Below are 16,924 nucleotides of genomic sequence, written 5' to 3'. Positions count from 1 at the left end.
ACCAGGACGACGCTTTCCCGGCTTCGACCTGGTCGTGCCTTCGCGCACACTGCCGGGGCCGACGGCTCCGGATCTCCTCACCGATCGGACGGCGTGACGCCCCACACCCCCCGGGGCGTCCGTCCCTCCGGTCCCACCGACTGCCCCGGAGCCACCCCCCCTGCTCCGGGGCAGTCGGCTTTCGCGCGCACCGTCGCGCTGAGCGCGCTGCTCTTCGCGCTGATCACCTGGCAGGTCGTGACCAGGGGCCCGCTGCTGCGCGCCGACGAGCGGCTGAGCCGGGCCGTCGTCGGCCGCGGGCCGCGCCCCGTCACCGAGTTCCTCGCGGACCTGGGCGCCGTGCAGGTCGCGCTGCCGGTGCTCGCGGTGGCGCTCGGGTACGCGCTGTGGCGCGGGCAGCGGCTGCCGGTCCTCGCGGCAGCGGCGGCGACGGCGCTGGTCCCGGCCGTCGTCGTACCGCTGAAGGCGCTGGTGGGGCGGCCGGCGCCGACCGGCCCCGCGGCGAGCGGCTACTTCCCTTCCGGGCACACGGCGACGGCGGCGGTCGCGTACGGCGGGGCCGCGCTGCTGGTCGGGGCGTGCGTGCACCGCCGGTGGCCGGTGGCCGTCGCGCTGGTGCTCACCGCGGCGACCGGCGTCGGGCTGGTACTGCGCGGCTACCACTGGCCGTTGGACGTCGTGGGCAGCTGCTGTCTGGCGGTGCTGCTGCTGGCGCCCGTGTGCCTGGCCGTACGCCGCGCGCCCGGCCGGGGCACAGCGGGGCGTCCGCCACCGCCGCGGTAGCGGCGGCTCGGGCACCGCCTCCGCGGTGCCCGGTTCGAGCGCCGCCGGTCGGCGCCCGCTCAGGTGTCGTACGGCTTCCCGTCGTCGGGGCGCCCGTCGTCCGCCATCCGGCTCGCCGCCTCGTGCATCGCGAGTTCCAGCAGGGTCGGGTCGGTGAGGGTGCCGCGGCCGTCCGGGGCGACCAGCCAGCGGACGCCGCCGGTGGCGGCGCGGCGCGGGTGGGGCACCACGATCCAGGTGCCGCGGCCCGCGCCCCGCACCCCGGTGCCGACCCAGCGGGCGACCGTGCCCGCGGGGACGAAGAAGCCCATGCGGCTGTCCCCGAAGTCGGAGAGGACCGGGCCGGGGCGGTCCACCAGCCGGGCCAGCACGTCGAGCGTGGGGTAGCCGAGGGTGCCCGGCAGGATCAGTACGTCCCAGCGGCGGCCGGCCGGGAGCAGGGCGACGCCCAGCGGACTGCGCTCCCACTCCCAGCGGCACGCGTCGGGGTCGGGGGCCACCGAGACGAGCCACTCCACCGCGGTCTTCGCATCCGAGCCAGCCATCGTGCCCGGCCTCCCTCGCTTCGTCTGTGCACCGGAGTTGCGTACACAGGTGAGAGCGCGGCGGGGGCGGATCATGACGCGGGTTTCACCACTTGTCGGTGGTGAGTGGCGGCACCCGGCGGACACGGTTGTGCGCCCCCGGAGCGGCCGGGGGCGCACAGGTGCCGTGCGCGGTGGCTCAGCTGTCGAAGCCGAGGCCCAGCCTGTCCATGGTCTTCAGCCAGATGTTGCGCCTGCCGCCGTTGTCGTCGGCGCGGGCCATCGAGCGCTTGGTGATCTCGATGCCCGCCCAGGCGACCGGCTCGGGCGGGAAGGGGAGCGGCTTGCTGCGGACCATCTCCAGCTCGGTGCGCTCGGTCTTCCTCCCGTCCAGGAGGTCGAGCATGACCTCCGCGCCGAAGCGGGTCGCGCCCACGCCGAGGCCGGTGTAGCCGGCCGCGTAGGCGACCTTGCCGGCGTGCGCGGTGCCGAAGAAGGCGGAGAAGCGGGTGCAGGTGTCGATGGCGCCGCCCCAGGCGTGGGTGAAGCGCAGTCCCTCCAGCTGCGGGAAGCAGGTGAAGAAGTGCTCGGCCAGCTTGAGGTAGGTCTCCGGGCGGTGGTCGAGCTCGGCGCTGAGCCTGCCGCCGTAGTGGTAGACCGCGTCGTAGCCGCCCCACAGGATGCGGTTGTCCGCGGAGATGCGGAAGTAGTGGAACTGGTTGGCGCTGTCGCCGAGCCCGGCCCGGTTCTTCCAGCCGACGGAGGCCAGCTGCTCGTCGGTGAGCGGCTCGGTCATCAGGGCGTAGTCGTAGACCGGGACGGTGAAGTGCCGCAGCCGCTTCACGAGCGAGGGAAAAACGTTCGTGCCCAGTGCCACGCGGCGGGCGAAGACCCGGCCGTAGGAGGTGCGTACGGCGGTCCCGTTGGCGTCCGAGGCGAGTTCGGTGCCCTTGGTGTGCTCGTAGACGCGGACGCCCAGGTCGAGGCAGGCGCGCTTGAGGCCCCAGGCGAGCCGGGCCGGGTTGAGCATGGCCACGCCGCGCTTGTCCCACATGCCGCCCAGGAAGGTGGGCGAGTCGACCTCGGCGCGCATCGCGTCCGCGTCCAGCATCTCGACGTGCTCGGTGAGGCCCAGCTTCTCGGCCTCGGCGTACATCTCGTGGAGCTCTTCGAGCTGGTGCGGCTCGGTGGCCACGTCGATCTCGCCGGTGCGCTCGAAGGCGCAGTCGATCCCGTACCGGGCGACGGCCTCCTCGATGGCGTCGAGGTTGCGCTCGCCCAGTTCCTCCAGCTTGCCGATCTCCTCGGGCCAGCGGGCGATGCCGTTGCCGAGGCCGTGGGTGAGGGAGGCGGCGCAGAAGCCGCCGTTGCGTCCGGAGGCGGCCCAGCCCACCTCGTTCGCCTCGATGAGCACCACGTCGCGCTGCGGGTCGCGCTCCTTGGCGATCAGCGCGGTCCACAGGCCGCTGTAACCGCCGCCGATGACGAGGAGGTCGCAGCGCTCGTCCCCGGTGAGGGACGGCTCGGGGGCGGGACGGTCGGGGTCGTCCAGCCAGAACGACACCGGCTTCGCGCCGGAAAGGGATCGTGCGGCACTACGCATGGCAACCGGGGCCATGGTTTCCAACTCCTTCGGGGACTTACTTGGGTGTTGCGCTCTTGCGGCGGTTGGCGACGAGCTGACCGCCGAGGACCACCAGTACGGCGATGACGAACATAGCTGTACCAATGACGTTGATTTGTACGGGTGTGCCGCGCTGTGCCGAGCCCCAGACGAACATGGGGAAGGTGACGGTCGAACCCGCGTTGAAGTTCGTGATGATGAAGTCGTCGAACGACAGCGAGAAGGCCAGCAGCGCTCCCGCCGCGATGCCGGGCGCGGCGATCGGCAGGGTGACCCGTACGAAGGTCTGGAAGGGTCCCGCGTAGAGGTCGCGGGCGGCCTCCTCCAGCCTCGGGTCCATCGACATCACGCGGGCCTTCACGGCCGTGACGACGAAGCTGAGGCAGAACATGATGTGCGCGATCAGCACGGTCCAGAAGCCGAGCGGGGCACCCATGTTGAGGAAGAGGGTGAGCAGGGAGGCGGCCATGACGACCTCGGGCATCGCCATCGGCAGGAAGATCAGCGAGTTGATCGCGCCGCGCGCCCGGAACCGGTAGCGGACCAGCGCGAAGGCGATCATCGTGCCGAGCACGGTCGCACCCAGCGTCGCCCAGGCGGCCAGCTGGAGCGACAGGGCGAGCGAGCCGCACAGGTCGGCGACGCCGCACGGGTCCTTCCAGGCGTCCAGCGAGAACTGCTGCCAGGCGTAGTTGAAGCGCCCGTTGGGCTTGTTGAACGAGAACACCATCACGACGATGTTCGGCAGGATCATGTACGCGAGCGTCAGCAGTCCCGCGATGACCACGAGATTGCGCCGGACCCACTTCAGTGCGGCCATCAGACGAGGTCCTCCGTCCCGGACTTGCGCATGTAGACGGTGACCATGACCAGCACGATCGCCATGAGGATGAAGGACAGCGCGGCGGCCGTCGGGTAGTCGAGGACCCGCAGGAACTGCGACTGGATGACCGAGCCGACCATCTTGGTGTCGGTCGAGCCGAGCAGTTCGGCGTTGACGTAGTCACCGGCCGCCGGGATGAAGGTCAGCAGCGTGCCGGAGACGACGCCCGGCATGGACAGCGGGAAGGTCACCTTGCGGAAGGTCGTCGCCGGCGTCGCGTAGAGGTCGCCGGCCGCCTCGTGCAGCCTGCCGTCGATCCGCTCCAGCGAGGTGTAGAGCGGCAGGATCATGAAGGGCAGGAAGTTGTACGTCAGACCGCAGACCACCGCGAGCGGGGTGGCGAGCAGCCGGCTGCCCTCGGTCCAGCCGAGGAAGTTGGTGACGTCCAGGACGTGCAGGGTGTTGAGGACGTCGACCACCGGGCCGCCGTCGGCCAGGATCGTCTTCCAGGCCAGCGTGCGGATCAGGAAGCTGGTGAAGAACGGCGCGATGACCAGTACCAGCACCAGGTTGCGCCAGCGCCCCGCCTTGAAGGCGATGAGGTACGCCAGCGGGTAGCCGAGCAGCAGGCACAGCACGGTCGCCGTGCCCGCGTACAGCAGCGAGCGGACGAACTGCGGCCAGTACTCGCTCAGCGCGTCCCAGTAGGTCTGGAAGTGCCAGGTGACCTTGAAGCCGGCCTCCAGCGAACCCTGCTGGACGGAGGTCGAGGCCTGGTAGACGAGCGGCAGCGCGAAGAAGACGAGCAGCCACAGGATGCCGGGCAGCAGCAGCCAGTAGGGGACCAGGCGCTTGCGCGTCGAGACCCGGTGGACGGGTGGGTCCACGGTCTTCGCCGGGGCTTCGGTGACGCTCACGAGGCGTCCTCCACCGACTGCACGCCCGCGTCGATGGCCTGGTCGGCGTCGAGCCCGAAGGTGTGCTCGGGGTTCCAGTGCAGGACGACCTCGGTGCCGTGGGCGAGCCGGGCGTCGCGCTCGACGTTCTGGACGTACACCTCGAAGTCGGCGCAGGCCGGGCTGTCGACGATGAACTGGGTGGAGACGCCGATGAAGCTGGCGGCGACGATGCGTCCGGTGAGCCGGTTGCGGCCCTCGGGGATCCGGGCGGCGTCGTCGCCGTGGACGATCGACACCTTCTCCGGGCGGACGCCGACCAGGATCTTGTCCCCGGCCGCGGTCCGGGTGCGACATCGTTCCGTGGGCAGCTTCAGCTTGGTGTCGCCGCAGGTCACCGTGGTGATGTCGGAGGAGGTCGCGGCGACCTGGGCCTCGATCAGGTTCGAGGTGCCGAGGAAGTTGGCGACGAAGGTGGTGCGCGGGTTCTCGTACAGGTCGGCGGGGGCGCCGAGCTGCTCGACCCGGCCGCCGTTCATCACCGCGACCTGGTCGGCCATCGTCATGGCCTCCTCCTGGTCGTGGGTGACGTGCACGAAGGTGATGCCGACCTCGGTCTGGATGCGCTTGAGCTCCAGCTGCATCTGACGGCGCAGCTTGAGGTCGAGCGCACCCAGCGGCTCGTCGAGGAGCAGCACCTGCGGGTGGTTGATCAGTGCGCGGGCGACGGCGACGCGCTGCTGCTGGCCGCCGGAGAGCTGGTGCGGCTTGCGCTTCGCGAACTGGCCGAGCTGGACGAGGTCGAGCATGTCGTCGACCTGCTTCTTGACCGACTTGATGCCGCGGCGGCGCAGCCCGAAGGCGACGTTCTCGCTGATGTCGAGGTGCGGGAAGAGCGCGTAGCTCTGGAAGACGGTGTTCACCGGGCGCTTGTAGGGCGGCAGGTGCGTCACGTCGGTGGCGCCGAGCGAGACGGTGCCGGTGGACGGCTCCTCCAGGCCGGCGATCATGCGCAGGGTCGTCGTCTTGCCGCAGCCGGACGCGCCGAGCAGGGCGAAGAAGGAGCCCTGCGGAACGGTCAGGTCGAGCGGGTGCACGGCCGTGAACGAGCCGTACGTCTTGCTGATCCCGGCGAGGCGGACGTCGCCGCCTTCGGTCTTCTGAGTCATGGGTTGCGGTCCCAGGGGGAGTCGGGTTGCGGCAGGGGTGCGGGGCCCCGGGGCACGTGCGGGGGATGCGCGTGCCCCGGGGGCGGGGGCTGCTCGGGCGGCTCAGGCGCCGATGAGCTTGGCGAACTTCTCCTCGTAGCTCTTCTCCTCGGCCTCGCTGAGCGGCCGGAAGGCGTGTGCCTGGGCGGCCGTCGCCCTGTCGGGGAGGATCAGCGTGGAGGAGGCGAGTGCCTTGTCGAGCTTGGCGAGTTCCTCGCGGACCCCGTCGACCGGGCAGACGTAGTTGATGTACGCGGCGAGTCGGGCGGCGGGGCCGGGCTCGTAGTAGTAGTCGATGAGCTTCTCGGCGTTGGTCTTGTGCCGCGCCTTGGCGGGGACCAGCAGGTTGTCCGAGGAGGAGACGTAACCGGCGCGCGGAATCGCGAACTTGACGTCCGGGTTGTCCGCCTGGAGCTGGACGATGTCGCCCGCCCAGGCGAGACAGGCCGCCAGGTCGCCCTTCTCCAGGTCGGAGGTGTAGTCGTTGCCGGTGAAGCGGCGGATCTGCTGGGAGTCGACGCCCTTCTGGAGCCGGGCGACCGCCGCCGCGTAGTCGTCGTCGTCGAACTTCGCCGGGTCCTTGCCCAGGTCCAGCAGGGTCATCCCGATGGTGTCGCGCATCTCGGAGAGGAAGCCGACCCGCCCCTTGAGCCGCGGGTCGTCGAGCAGCTGGGAGACCGAGTCGACCTTGCGCCCGCCGGTGGCCTTCTCGTTGTACGCGATGACCGTGGAGATGCCGGTCCAGGGGTACGAGTAGGCGTGCCCCGGGTCCCAGACGGGGCTGCGGAACTGGGCGGTGAGGTTGGCGAAGGCGTGCGGCAGGTTGGCGGGGTCGAGTTTCTGCACCCAGCCGAGCCGGATCAGCCGGGCGGCCAGCCAGTCGGTGACGCAGATGAGGTCCCGGCCGATGGGCTGTCCGTTGTGCAGCTGTTGCTGGATCTTGCCGAAGAACTCGTTGTTGTCGTTGATGTCCGCCGTGTACTTGACGGATATCCCGGTGCGCTTGGCGAAGGCCTCCAGGGTCGGATAGCCCCGGTCGTTCTCCCCCACGTCCATGTACTCGGTCCAGTTGGAGAAGACGACCTGCTTCTCCTTGGCCGAGAAGTCGTCGGAGACGCCCGCCTGCTTGTCCTTGCCTGCGGCGGGGATGCCGCAGGCGCTCAGCGCGCCGATGCCACCGAGGGCGAGGGCGCCACCGGCGGCGGCGCGCATCAGCGAGCGCCGGGTGAGCGCACCCCTGCCGCTGGTGATGCTGCGTCGCATGGCGCTCTCCACCGCGTCCCCGGCCGCCACGTGCGTGGCGCCGGCGGCGGAGAGCCTCCCGTGCTGGAACTGCTCCATGCGCAATTGCCCTTCCGGGTGGGTTGCCGCTGGTCGAGCGGACTCTTTATCGGTCCCCGAAGATCGTGCGGTGCCAGTCCTTGCGTGCCACCGCGGTGTTGTCGAACATCACGTGCTTGACCTGCGTGTACTCCTCGAAGGAGTACGCCGACATGTCCTTGCCGAAGCCGCTGGCCTTGTATCCGCCGTGCGGCATCTCGCTGAGGATCGGGATGTGGTCGTTGACCCACACGCAGCCCGCCTTGATCTCGCGGGTGGCGCGGTTCGCCCGGAACACGTCCCGGGTCCAGGCCGAGGAGGCCAGACCGTAGGGGGTGTCGTTGGCCAGGGCGATGCCCTCGTCGTCGCTGTCGAAGGGCAGCACGACCAGGACGGGGCCGAAGATCTCGTCCTGGACGACCTCGCTGTCCTGGGCGGCGTCGGCGATCAGGGTCGGACGGTAGTACGCGCCGTCCTTGAGGTCGCCGCCGGGGGCCTCGCCGCCGGTCACGACGCGGGCGTAGGAGCGGGCCCGGTCGACGATGGCGGCGACCCGGTCGCGCTGGGCGAAGCTGATCAGGGGCCCGAGGTCGGTGGTCTCCTCGAAGGGGTCACCGAGGCGTACGGACTCCATCAGCTCCGCGACGCCGGTCACGAAGGCGTCGTACAGCGGGCGCTGCACATAGGCGCGGGTGGCGGCGGTGCAGTCCTGGCCCGTGTTGATGAGCGCGCCGGCGACGGCGCCGTGGACCGCGGCCTCCAGGTCGGCGTCGTCGAAGACCAGGAAGGGGGCCTTGCCGCCCAGTTCCAGGTGGAGGCGCTTGACGGTGGAGGTGGCGATCTCGGCGACCCGCTTGCCGACCGGGGTGGACCCGGTGAAGGAGGTCATCGCGACGTCGGGGTGACCGACGAGGTGCTCGCCCGCGTCCTTGCCCGCGCCGGTGACGATGTTGATGACGCCGTCGGGAAGACCGGCCTCCTTGGCCGCCTGCGCGAACATGATCGAGGTGAAGGGGGTCAGCTCGGCGGGCTTCAGCACGATGGTGTTGCCCGCGGCGATGGCCGGGAGGATCTTCCAGGCGGCCATCTGGAGCGGGTAGTTCCAGGGCGCGATGGAGCCGACGACGCCGATGGCCTCGCGGCGGACGTACGAGGTGTGGTCGCCGTCGTACTCACCGGCCGACCTGCCCTCCAGGTGGCGGGCGGCGCCCGCGAAGAAGGCCACGTTGTCGATGGTGCCCGGGACGTCGAACTCCCGCGACAGCTTGATCGGCTTGCCGCACTGGAGCGACTCGGCGTACGCGAAGTCCTCCGCCTGTTCGGCGAGGACCGCCGCGAAGCGGTGCATGGCGTCGGACCGCTCGCCGGGGGTGGCCCCCGACCAGCCGGGGAACGCCGCCTTCGCGGCGGCCACCGCCGCGTCGACGTCGGCGGTTCCGGCCAGTTCGTAGGTGTAGGTTCCCTCGCCCGTGGCGGGGTCGACGACCGTGTGGCTGCGGCCCGAGGTACCGGGCCGCAACTGCCCGCCGATGTACTGTGCGCCGCCTTCGAAACGGTCCCGCACCTGGAAGCGGTTGCCCATGACGCTCTCCTCCGCCGCTCACCCCGTCATACGGGGGTCGGCGTAGCTCCAGCTTGATTTGATTGCCGATCCTGACAGAGCAGGAAGCCACCAACAAGTGATTCCGTAGTTGCCTTTTGGTTAAGCGACGGATTCGGTCGACCGTGTGTCGAGTCGGCGCGGAAATACCGTACGGAGTGTCAGTGGCGGATGCCAGACTCGCATGCATGGGGAAGATCGAAGAGCTCGCAGCGCAGGTCAACGGGGGAACGCGGGTGAAGTTCCTGCACTTCTGGGGTCACCGTCCGCGACCGGACGGCTCGCTCGGCCCGAGCATTTTCAGCCAGTGGTGGGAGTCGCCCTTCACCGTGGACGGCGTGCGGTACGCGACGGCGGAGCACTGGATGATGGCGCGCAAGGCCGTGCTGTTCGGCGACGAGGAGGCGCGGGCCGCGGCGCTGGCGGCGTCCTCGCCCGCGGCGGCGAAGAAGGCGGGCCGGCTGGTCCGCGGCTTCGACGACACGGTCTGGGAGCGGGAGCGGTACGCGATCGTCGTGGAGGGCAGCGTCCACAAGTTCCGGCAGCACCCGGACCTGGGCACCTATCTGCGCGGAACCGGCTCCCGGGTGCTGGTGGAGGCAAGTCCGCTGGACCGGATCTGGGGCATCGGCCTGGCGGCCGACGACCCCCGGGCGGAGGATCCGGCCCGCTGGCGCGGGCTGAACCTGCTGGGCTTCGCACTGATGGACGCGCGGGAGCGGCTGGCGGCGGAGGCCGCCTGACAGGATGCGGGCCGCCCGGGGCCGCCGCCGCGGTGGCGGCCCGTCCGACGGGCGGCCCGGCGGTGGGCGGCCTAGCGGTGGGTGGCCACGGCCCAGATGATCAGGCCGATGATCGTCAGGCCGATGGCCAGTCCGATCGAGCCGGTGATGATGCCGGCCAGCGCCATGCCGCCGTTGTTCGCCTCGCCCCGCTGGGCCTTCTTGCGGCCCAGGATGCCGAAGATCAGCCCCAGCGCGCCGAGGATGATGCTCAGGACGCCGTACATGCAGAACAGGCAGATGGAGAGGATGCCGAGCACCATCGCCGCCACGCCCATGCCGTTCTGCGGGGCGGTCTGCCCGGTCCAGCCGCCCGGACCCGGGTAACCCGGGTAGCCGGGGTATCCCGCGCCGTACGGCGGCGCCCCCGCGCCGGGGTAGGCGGGCGGGTAGCCGTACTCGCCGGGGGTCGCGGCCGTGGGATAGCCGTACTCCCCCGGGGTCGCGGCCGTCGGGTAGCCGTACTCGCCGGGGGTGGGCACGGCGTCCACGGGGCCGGGCGCGGGGGTCGGCGCGGACGGCACCGCGGCGGCGCCGGGCATCGAGGTGACCGTCGGCTGGTCGTGCACCGGGTTCGCGGCGGGCGCGCCAGGGCCCGGCTTGTCGAGCGGCACCCGGTTGCCGGAGCTCTCCGGCGGGGCCCACGGGTCCGGCGCCCCCGACGGCTGCGGCGTGTTGTCTGACATGCGCTCTCCCCCATCACGTTTCCCCGTCATGCTACGGCGTACCCCCGAACGGCCGAGCGCCCCGCCTACGATGACCCCGAGCCGCCCGGCACCACCACGCCGCCGCGCCAGGACCCACTCGTCGGTACCCCCGGGTACCGCGCCGTACCAGGAGGACCCGATGTCAGACCTGCGCCCCTTCATCGCGGGCCTGCCCAAGGCAGAACTGCATGTGCACCACGTCGGATCCGCCTCCCCGCGCATCGTCGCCGAACTGGCCGCCAGGCACCCGGACTCCAAGGTGCCCACCGACCCGGACAAGCTCGCGGAGTTCTTCACCTTCACCGACTTCGCGCACTTCATCGACGTGTACCTGTCCGTCGTCGATGTGATCCGCACGCCCGAGGACGTCCGCCTGCTCACCTTCGAGGTGGCCAGGGACATGGCCCGGCAGAACATCCGGTACGCGGAGCTGACGGTCACCCCGTACAGCTCGACCCGGCGGGGCATCGACCCGCAGGCGTTCATGGACGCCATCGAGGACGCCCGCAAGGCCGCCGAGTCCGAGCTCGGGGTGGTGCTGCGCTGGTGCTTCGACATCCCCGGTGAGGCGGGGCTCGAATCGGCCGAGGAAACGGTCCGTCTCGCGCTGGAGCACCGCCCCGAGGGCCTGGTGTCGTTCGGGCTCGGCGGTCCGGAGATCGGCGTGCCGCGCCCGCAGTTCAAGCCGTACTTCGACCGGGCCATCGAGGCCGGTCTGCACTCCGTCCCGCACGCGGGCGAGACCACCGGTCCGGAGACCGTCTGGGCCGCGCTGAACGACCTGCGGGCCGAGCGCATCGGCCACGGCACCAGCGCCGCCCAGGACCCGGAGCTGCTCGCGCACCTCGCCGAGCGGCGCATTCCGCTGGAGGTCTGCCCGACCTCCAACATCGCCACCCGCGCCGTCGCCACCCTGGACGAGCACCCGATCAAGGAGATGGTGGCGGCGGGCTGCCTGGTCACCATCAACAGCGACGACCCGCCGATGTTCGGCAGCGACCTCAACAACGAGTACGCGGTCGCGGCCCGGCTGCTGGAGCTGGACGAGCGGGGTCTGGCGGCGCTCGCGAAGAACGCCGTCGAGGCCTCCTTCCTCGACGAGGCGGGCAAGACGGCGCTGGCCGCCGAGATCGACGCGTACACCGAGCGGTGGCTTGCGGAGCACTGAGCCGCGCCGTACCCAACAATGGCTCCATGAGCCTCGACAGCACCGACCGCACACTCCGTCGCGACGCCGCCGTCCTCGCCGTGGGCCATCGCGGGGACCCCTACCGGTTCCGTGAGAACACGCTCGACTCGATCCGCTCGGCGCTGGAGCACGGCGCCGATGCGGTCGAGGTCGACGTCCGGCTGACCCGGGACGAGGTCCCGGTGCTGCTGCACGACGAGACCCTGGAGCGGATCTGGGGCCACGACCGCTGGCTGGTGGACCTCGGCAAGGCCGAGCTGGACGAACTGACCGGCGGCGCGGTGCCCACCCTGCGCGAGGCGATCCTCGTCGCGGGTGCGCGCCGGCTGCTGGTCGACCTGCCGGACGGCGCGCACGACGCGATGGTGCGCAAGGTGGTGGGTGTGGTGCACGAGGCGGGGGCGGGAGAGCGCACGTTCTACTGCGGGGGCCCGACCCCGATGCTGCGGGTGCGGGCCGCCGATCCGCACGCCGAGATCGCGCTGACCTGGAAGTCCTGCGCCCCGCCGCGTGCCGAGGTGCTGGCGGCGATCGGTCCGCGCTGGCTGAACTACCGCTTCGGCCTCGTCGACCGCGCGCTCGTCGACCGGGCCCACCGCGACGGCCTGCTGGTCGGTGCCTGGACCCCGGACACCGCGGGCAGCATGCGCAAACTGCTCGCCGCGGGCGTCGACGCGATCACCACCAACCGCCTCGACCTGCTCGCGAGGACGGCCGCCAAGTACGCCGGTGGGCTGCGAAGTTGATCCTTCATGCATGATGGCCCTCGCCACCTGCGCACCGGAGGAAAGAGGGAACCACGGATGCCCGAAGCAATACGCACCGACATCGCCCACAACGCCCGTGTCTGGAACTACTGGCTCGGCGGCAAGGACCACTACCCCGTGGACACCGCGGTGGGCGACCAGGTCACCTCCTTCTACCCGAGCATCGGCGAAGTGGCGCGCGCCGACCGGGAGTTCCTGGGCCGCGCGGTGTCGTACCTGGCGGGCGAGGCCGGGCTGCGCCAGTTCCTGGACGTCGGCACCGGTCTGCCCACCGCCGACAACACCCACCAGGTCGCCCAGCGCATCGCCCCGGACTCCCGGATCGTGTACGTCGACAACGACCCGGTCGTCCTGGCGCACGCCCGCGCCCTGCTGACCGGCACCCCCGAGGGCCGCACCGCGTACATCGACGCGGACGCGCACGACCCGGAGCTGATCCTCCGGGAGGCGGCCCGGACGCTGGACCTGGACCGGCCGGTGGGGCTGATACTGCTGGGCATCCTCAACTTCGTGGCGGACACGGCCGAGGCCCTGGAGATCGTCCGCACCCTGCTGGACGCCCTCCCCGCGGGCAGCCACCTGGCCCTCACCCACCCGACCCTGGAGCTGGACGGCGAGGGCAACAAGGCCGCCATGGCGTTCTGGAACGAGCACGCCACCCCGCCCATCACCGCCCGCACCGGCGCCGAGTTCGCCTCCTTCCTGGACGGGCTGGAGATCCTGGAGCCGGGCATCGTCTCGTGCGCCCGGTGGCGCGGCGAAGGCCCCTCGGTGGCGCAGTTCGGCGCGGTCGCCCTCAAGCGCGGCTGAGCGGCCGGTGCCGGCGAACGGGACCCTTGGGACGCGGCTGACGGCGCACCCCCGGGCCGCCGACGTGGGGGTCGCGGTGCTGGTCCAGCTGGTGGTCAGCGTCCCGTGGCTGATTCCCCGGCCGCCGGGCCAGGAGCCAGCCACGCTCGCCGCGTACGGACTGACCACGCTGACCGTGCTGCCGCTGGTGTGGCGCCGGCGCGCGCCGCTGACCGTGCTGGCCGGGGTGATGTGCGCGCAGGGCCTGTACGGGGTCGCGGTCGACGGGCCCGGTCAGACGCTCCCGTACACCAGCATGGTCGCGCTGTACTCGGTCGCGGCGCAGGCGCCCGCGCCGCGCAGGCAGCTCGCGGGGTCGCTGACCCTACTGATCGCGGGCGTCTCGGTGGTGACGCGCGGCCGGGACGACTGGCTGCGGGAGCTGATGTTCACGCTGGTCGTGTTCTGCGCCTCGTACGCCTTCGGCCGGCTGGCGCACATCCGGCAGGCGTACACCCGGGCGGTCGAGGAGCGGGCGCGGGCCGTGGAGGAGCGGGCGCGGGCCGTGGAGGAGCGGGCGCGGGCCGTCGAGGAGCGGGCCGCCCAGCTGGAGCGGGCGAACCGCATCGAGGCCGAGCAGGCGGCGGCCCGCGAACGGGCCCGGATCGCCCGGGAGATGCACGACGTCCTCTCGCACGCGGTGAGCATCATGATCGTCCAGGCGGAGGCGGGTCCGGTGGCGGTGCGGAGCGCGCCGGAGCGGGCGGAGGCCGCGTTCGACGCGATCTCCGAGACGGGGCGGGACGCGATGGCGCAGCTGCGGCAGATGCTGGGGGTGCTGCGGGAGACCCCGGCGGCACCCGGCGACGACGCGGGGCCGGCCGGGCTGCCCGCGCCGCGCGCCCCGCAGCCCGGAATCGGTGAACTGCCGGGTCTGGTGGAGCGGGTGGGGCGCACCGATCTCACCGTGTCGTACGAGGAGAGCGGCCTGGTCCGTCCCCTCTCCCCCGCGCTCGGGGCGACGGCTTTCCGCGTGGTGCAGGAGGCGTTGACGAATGTGGTGAAGCACTCCGGGGCGCGCCACGCCGGCGTACGGCTGCGGTACGCGGAGCGGGAGTTGCGGATCACGGTGACGGACGACGGGCGGGGCCCGGCGGTCGCCCCGGCGCCCGGCGGACCCGGGGCGCCGGGCGGTCACGGCCTGATCGGGGTCCGCGAGCGGGCGGCGGCGCACGGCGGCTCGGCGTCGGCCGGTCCGGGCCCCGGGGGCCGGGGCTTCCGGGTGGACGTACGGCTTGTAGTGTCCGGGCCGGAGGTGGGGAGTTGACGATCCGTGTGGTGGTGGCGGACGACCAGGAACTGGTGCGCAGCGGGTTCGCGATGATCCTGGACGCGCAGCCGGACATCGAGGTGGTCGCGGAGGTGGGGGACGGCGAGGCCGCCGTGGCGGCGGTGCGCCGGCTCGGTCCCGAGGTCGCGCTGCTGGACATCAGGATGCCGCTGCTGGACGGCATCGAGGCGTGCCGGGCCATCACGTCCTCGGGTCCCACCCGCACGGTGATGCTCACGACCTTCGACTCCGACGCGTATGTGTACGACGCGCTGCACGCGGGGGCCAGCGGCTTCCTGCTGAAGGACGTGCGCCGGGACGATCTGGTGCACGCGGTGCGGGTGGTGGCGGCCGGGGAGTCGCTGGTCGCGCCGACGGTGGCGCGCCGGCTGATCGCGGAGTTCACCTCGCGGCCGGCCGCCCCGGCGCCCTCGGACCGGCTGGAGGTGCTGACGGCGCGTGAGCGCGAGACGCTGCTGCACCTGGCGAAGGGGCTGTCCAACGCGGAGATCGCGGCGGCCCTGACGGTCAGCGAGCACACGGTGAAGACGCATGTCGGCAACGTGCTGTCGAAACTGGGGCTGCGGGACCGCATCCAGGCGGTGATCTGCGCGTACGAGAGCGGCCTGGTCGCTCCCTCGGGCGAGGCGTAGCCCCCGCCTCCTCCCCCGCACGGGGGAGGAGGTGCTCCGCGAGGACCGCTCGCACCGGCGATCCGCCGGGGCCCCGCGATCACCAGGATGGAGTCCACGAGCAGTCACCGACTCCGCACCCGGAAGGCCCCGCCATGAGCCCCCTCTCCTCCCGTACCCGTATCGCCCTGGCCACCGCGCTGGCGGCCACCCTGGCCGTGGGTCCCGTCGCGGTGTCCCAGGCGGTCGCCGCTCCGCCCGCCGCCTCCGCGCGGCAGGAGACCGGCCCGGACGCCGGGGCGCTCCGCGAGGCGCTCGCCGGACTGCCGAACGCCGACACGACGGCGGCGCTGGTCCGGGTCGGCGGCAAGGGGCCCGACTGGCACGGCAGTGCGGGCGTGCACGACCTGGTCTCGGGCCGGCCGGCCGACCCGGACGCCCGCTTCCGGGCGGGCTCGGTCACCAAGGTCTTCACCGCCGCGACCGTGCTGCGGCTGGCCGCCGAGGGGAAGGTCGACCTGAACCGTCCGGTGCGCCACTACCTCCCGGCCGACATCCCCGCCTCCTACGGCACGGTGACGGTCCGCCAGCTGCTCAACCACACCCACGGCATCCCGTCCCCGGACTTCCCGGGCACGAACCCCTCCGAGTGGTACGAGCACCGCTTCGACGTCCACACCCCGCGCGCCATGGTCGCCTCCGCCACCTCGCCCGCGAAGGAGAAGGAGCGGACCGGGCCGGGCACCGTGCAGCACTACACCAACATCGGTTACACGATCGCCGGGCTGCTGATCGAGAAGGTGTCGGGGACCTCGTACGAGGAGGCCGTCGCCCGCCGCGTCCTGCGCCCGCTGGGTCTGCGCGACTCGTACTTCCCCGGCGGCGACCCGCGGATCGCGGGCCCGCACAACCACGGCTACCAGGTGTTCCCGAAGCCGGACGGCTCGACGGAGCTGCGCGACGTGTCCGTGTGGGGCACCACGGACGGCTGGGCGGCGGGCGACCTCGTCTCGACCACCGCGGACCTGGAGCGGTTCCTGAAGGCGCTCTTCCGGGGGAAGGCGGTGCGCGGCCCGCTGCTGGAGGAGATGTTCACGGTCCCCGACATCGCGGGGGCGACCATGAGCGCGGGTCTGCAGCGCTTCGACGCGGGCGGCGGGCAGATCCTCTGGCTGAAGACGGGCGGCCGGTGGGGCTACAACGCGGTGATCGCGGCCCCGCGCGACCTCTCCCGCACCCTGGTCTACTCGGTGAACTCCACCGACGCCAAGGGCAAGGGCATGAACCCCACCGCCGAGCGCGTCCTGCGGGCCGCCTTCAGCAGGTGACTCGCGCGGGGGCGCCGCTACTTGAGCGCCGCGAGCGCCGGTCCCCTCACCGTGACCGGCGCGGTCAGCGCCTCCAGCCGCTTGATCTTCCGGCGGACCACCGCCAGCGGGATCACCCCGAACACCCCGAAGGAGATGTCGATGAGCGACCAGCCGAAGGGGATGCCCCGGATCGGCCCGCAGATCAGCGCGAGCGGGACGATCCCGGCGCAGGCGATCATGCCGAACTCGACGACCCAGATGTTGCGCACCGGGTCACGGTAGGGCCCGTAGAAGGCGACGGCGATGACCAGGTGCGCGAAGGCCAGCCAGTCCGTCCCGTACAGCACGAAGGGGTACTTCGCGTCGGTGGCGGCCAGCCCCTCGCGGCAGCGCTCGATCCACTCCATGAGGCCGGGCAGGACGTCCGGCAGCGGGGAGGACCGGAGCACCCGGGCCAGCCAGTCCAGCTCGGTGACCAGCGGGAAGGCGGTGAGCCCGCTGAGCACCAGGCACACGATGAAGAAGATCAACCACACGCGGATGCGCCTCAGTTGCGCGACTGGATCAGTCATGTCCGCAGCGTACGAGGGCCTTTACCGCGGCTTTACAGGACCCCCACACCCATGGCGCGGAGGTGTGC

The 16,924-nt window shown here is 71.9% G+C and carries 17 protein-coding genes; 8 read left to right on the top strand and 9 right to left on the bottom strand.

Annotation, left to right across the window (positions count from 1 at the left end; all coding sequences use genetic code 11):
• Nucleotides 1–93: 93 nt before the first annotated feature.
• The gene (locus ACFYVL_RS16685) at nucleotides 94–783 is read left to right on the top strand and encodes a phosphatase PAP2 family protein (protein WP_389245236.1); all 690 of its coding nucleotides are present in this window, start codon (nucleotides 94–96) and stop codon (nucleotides 781–783) included.
• 59 nt (nucleotides 784–842) lie between these two features.
• On the opposite strand, the gene ACFYVL_RS16680 is transcribed toward ACFYVL_RS16685, so the two are convergent.
• The 7 genes from ACFYVL_RS16680 to ACFYVL_RS16650 form a co-directional block, all read right to left on the bottom strand.
• On the bottom strand, nucleotides 843–1,328 hold the full coding sequence (locus ACFYVL_RS16680) for a hypothetical protein (RefSeq protein ID WP_389245234.1): 486 nt from the start codon (nucleotides 1,326–1,328) through the stop codon (nucleotides 843–845).
• Between the two features lie 178 nt (nucleotides 1,329–1,506).
• The gene (locus tag ACFYVL_RS16675) at nucleotides 1,507–2,925 is read right to left on the bottom strand and encodes an NAD(P)/FAD-dependent oxidoreductase (RefSeq protein ID WP_389245232.1); all 1,419 of its coding nucleotides are present in this window, start codon (nucleotides 2,923–2,925) and stop codon (nucleotides 1,507–1,509) included.
• A 22-nt stretch (nucleotides 2,926–2,947) separates the two neighbouring features.
• On the bottom strand, nucleotides 2,948–3,751 hold the full coding sequence (locus tag ACFYVL_RS16670) for an ABC transporter permease (protein ID WP_389245230.1): 804 nt from the start codon (nucleotides 3,749–3,751) through the stop codon (nucleotides 2,948–2,950).
• Entirely contained in the window at nucleotides 3,751–4,671 is a 921-nt protein-coding gene (locus tag ACFYVL_RS16665; RefSeq protein WP_389245228.1) for an ABC transporter permease, read from the bottom strand. The genes ACFYVL_RS16670 and ACFYVL_RS16665 overlap by 1 nt, the downstream gene beginning before the upstream one ends.
• The gene (locus ACFYVL_RS16660; protein ID WP_389245226.1) at nucleotides 4,668–5,819 is read right to left on the bottom strand and encodes an ABC transporter ATP-binding protein; all 1,152 of its coding nucleotides are present in this window, start codon (nucleotides 5,817–5,819) and stop codon (nucleotides 4,668–4,670) included. The genes ACFYVL_RS16665 and ACFYVL_RS16660 overlap by 4 nt, the downstream gene beginning before the upstream one ends.
• Before the next feature lie 102 nt (nucleotides 5,820–5,921).
• Nucleotides 5,922–7,199, bottom strand: a complete 1,278-nt coding sequence (locus ACFYVL_RS16655) for a spermidine/putrescine ABC transporter substrate-binding protein (RefSeq protein WP_389245224.1) — start codon at nucleotides 7,197–7,199, stop codon at nucleotides 5,922–5,924.
• Nucleotides 7,200–7,245: 46 nt separating this feature from the next.
• Entirely contained in the window at nucleotides 7,246–8,760 is a 1,515-nt protein-coding gene (locus ACFYVL_RS16650; RefSeq protein WP_389245222.1) for a gamma-aminobutyraldehyde dehydrogenase, read from the bottom strand.
• A 206-nt stretch (nucleotides 8,761–8,966) separates the two neighbouring features.
• Here ACFYVL_RS16650 and ACFYVL_RS16645 point away from each other — a divergent pair, with 206 nt between their 5' ends.
• A complete protein-coding gene (locus tag ACFYVL_RS16645) occupies nucleotides 8,967–9,521 on the top strand; it encodes an NADAR family protein (protein ID WP_389245220.1) in 555 nt (184 codons plus the stop codon).
• A 71-nt stretch (nucleotides 9,522–9,592) separates the two neighbouring features.
• Here the strand turns inward: ACFYVL_RS16645 and ACFYVL_RS16640 are convergent, their stop codons facing one another.
• Nucleotides 9,593–10,246, bottom strand: a complete 654-nt coding sequence (locus ACFYVL_RS16640) for a DUF4190 domain-containing protein (protein ID WP_389245218.1) — start codon at nucleotides 10,244–10,246, stop codon at nucleotides 9,593–9,595.
• A gap of 160 nt (nucleotides 10,247–10,406) precedes the next feature.
• Between ACFYVL_RS16640 and ACFYVL_RS16635 the strand changes: the two genes are divergently transcribed.
• The 6 genes from ACFYVL_RS16635 (at nucleotide 10,407) to ACFYVL_RS16610 (ending at nucleotide 16,302) form a co-directional block, all read left to right on the top strand.
• Entirely contained in the window at nucleotides 10,407–11,435 is a 1,029-nt protein-coding gene (locus tag ACFYVL_RS16635; protein ID WP_389245216.1) for an adenosine deaminase, read from the top strand.
• Nucleotides 11,436–11,461: 26 nt separating this feature from the next.
• Nucleotides 11,462–12,202 carry a glycerophosphodiester phosphodiesterase gene (locus ACFYVL_RS16630; protein WP_389245214.1) on the top strand — a complete coding sequence of 247 codons (741 nt, stop codon included), beginning with the start codon at nucleotides 11,462–11,464 and terminating at the stop codon, nucleotides 12,200–12,202.
• A 57-nt stretch (nucleotides 12,203–12,259) separates the two neighbouring features.
• The gene (locus tag ACFYVL_RS16625) at nucleotides 12,260–13,033 is read left to right on the top strand and encodes an SAM-dependent methyltransferase (protein WP_389245212.1); all 774 of its coding nucleotides are present in this window, start codon (nucleotides 12,260–12,262) and stop codon (nucleotides 13,031–13,033) included.
• A 7-nt stretch (nucleotides 13,034–13,040) separates the two neighbouring features.
• Nucleotides 13,041–14,339 carry a sensor histidine kinase gene (locus tag ACFYVL_RS16620; RefSeq protein ID WP_389245210.1) on the top strand — a complete coding sequence of 433 codons (1,299 nt, stop codon included), beginning with the start codon at nucleotides 13,041–13,043 and terminating at the stop codon, nucleotides 14,337–14,339.
• A complete protein-coding gene (locus tag ACFYVL_RS16615; protein WP_389245208.1) occupies nucleotides 14,336–14,995 on the top strand; it encodes a response regulator in 660 nt (219 codons plus the stop codon). Before ACFYVL_RS16620 ends, ACFYVL_RS16615 begins: the two co-directional genes overlap by 4 nt.
• A 134-nt stretch (nucleotides 14,996–15,129) precedes the next feature.
• Nucleotides 15,130–16,302 carry a serine hydrolase domain-containing protein gene (locus ACFYVL_RS16610; RefSeq protein ID WP_389245206.1) on the top strand — a complete coding sequence of 391 codons (1,173 nt, stop codon included), beginning with the start codon at nucleotides 15,130–15,132 and terminating at the stop codon, nucleotides 16,300–16,302.
• A gap of 17 nt (nucleotides 16,303–16,319) precedes the next feature.
• Here the strand turns inward: ACFYVL_RS16610 and ACFYVL_RS16605 are convergent, their stop codons facing one another.
• Entirely contained in the window at nucleotides 16,320–16,856 is a 537-nt protein-coding gene (locus ACFYVL_RS16605) for a hypothetical protein (protein WP_389245204.1), read from the bottom strand.
• Between the last annotated feature and the right edge of the window lie 68 nt (nucleotides 16,857–16,924).

The sequence above is a fragment of the Streptomyces sp. NPDC004111 genome (assembly GCF_042874215.1).
Classification (GTDB): domain Bacteria; phylum Actinomycetota; class Actinomycetes; order Streptomycetales; family Streptomycetaceae; genus Streptomyces.
Note: the sequence above shows the minus strand (reverse complement) of the source record. Positions and strands in the feature narration are given on the sequence as shown.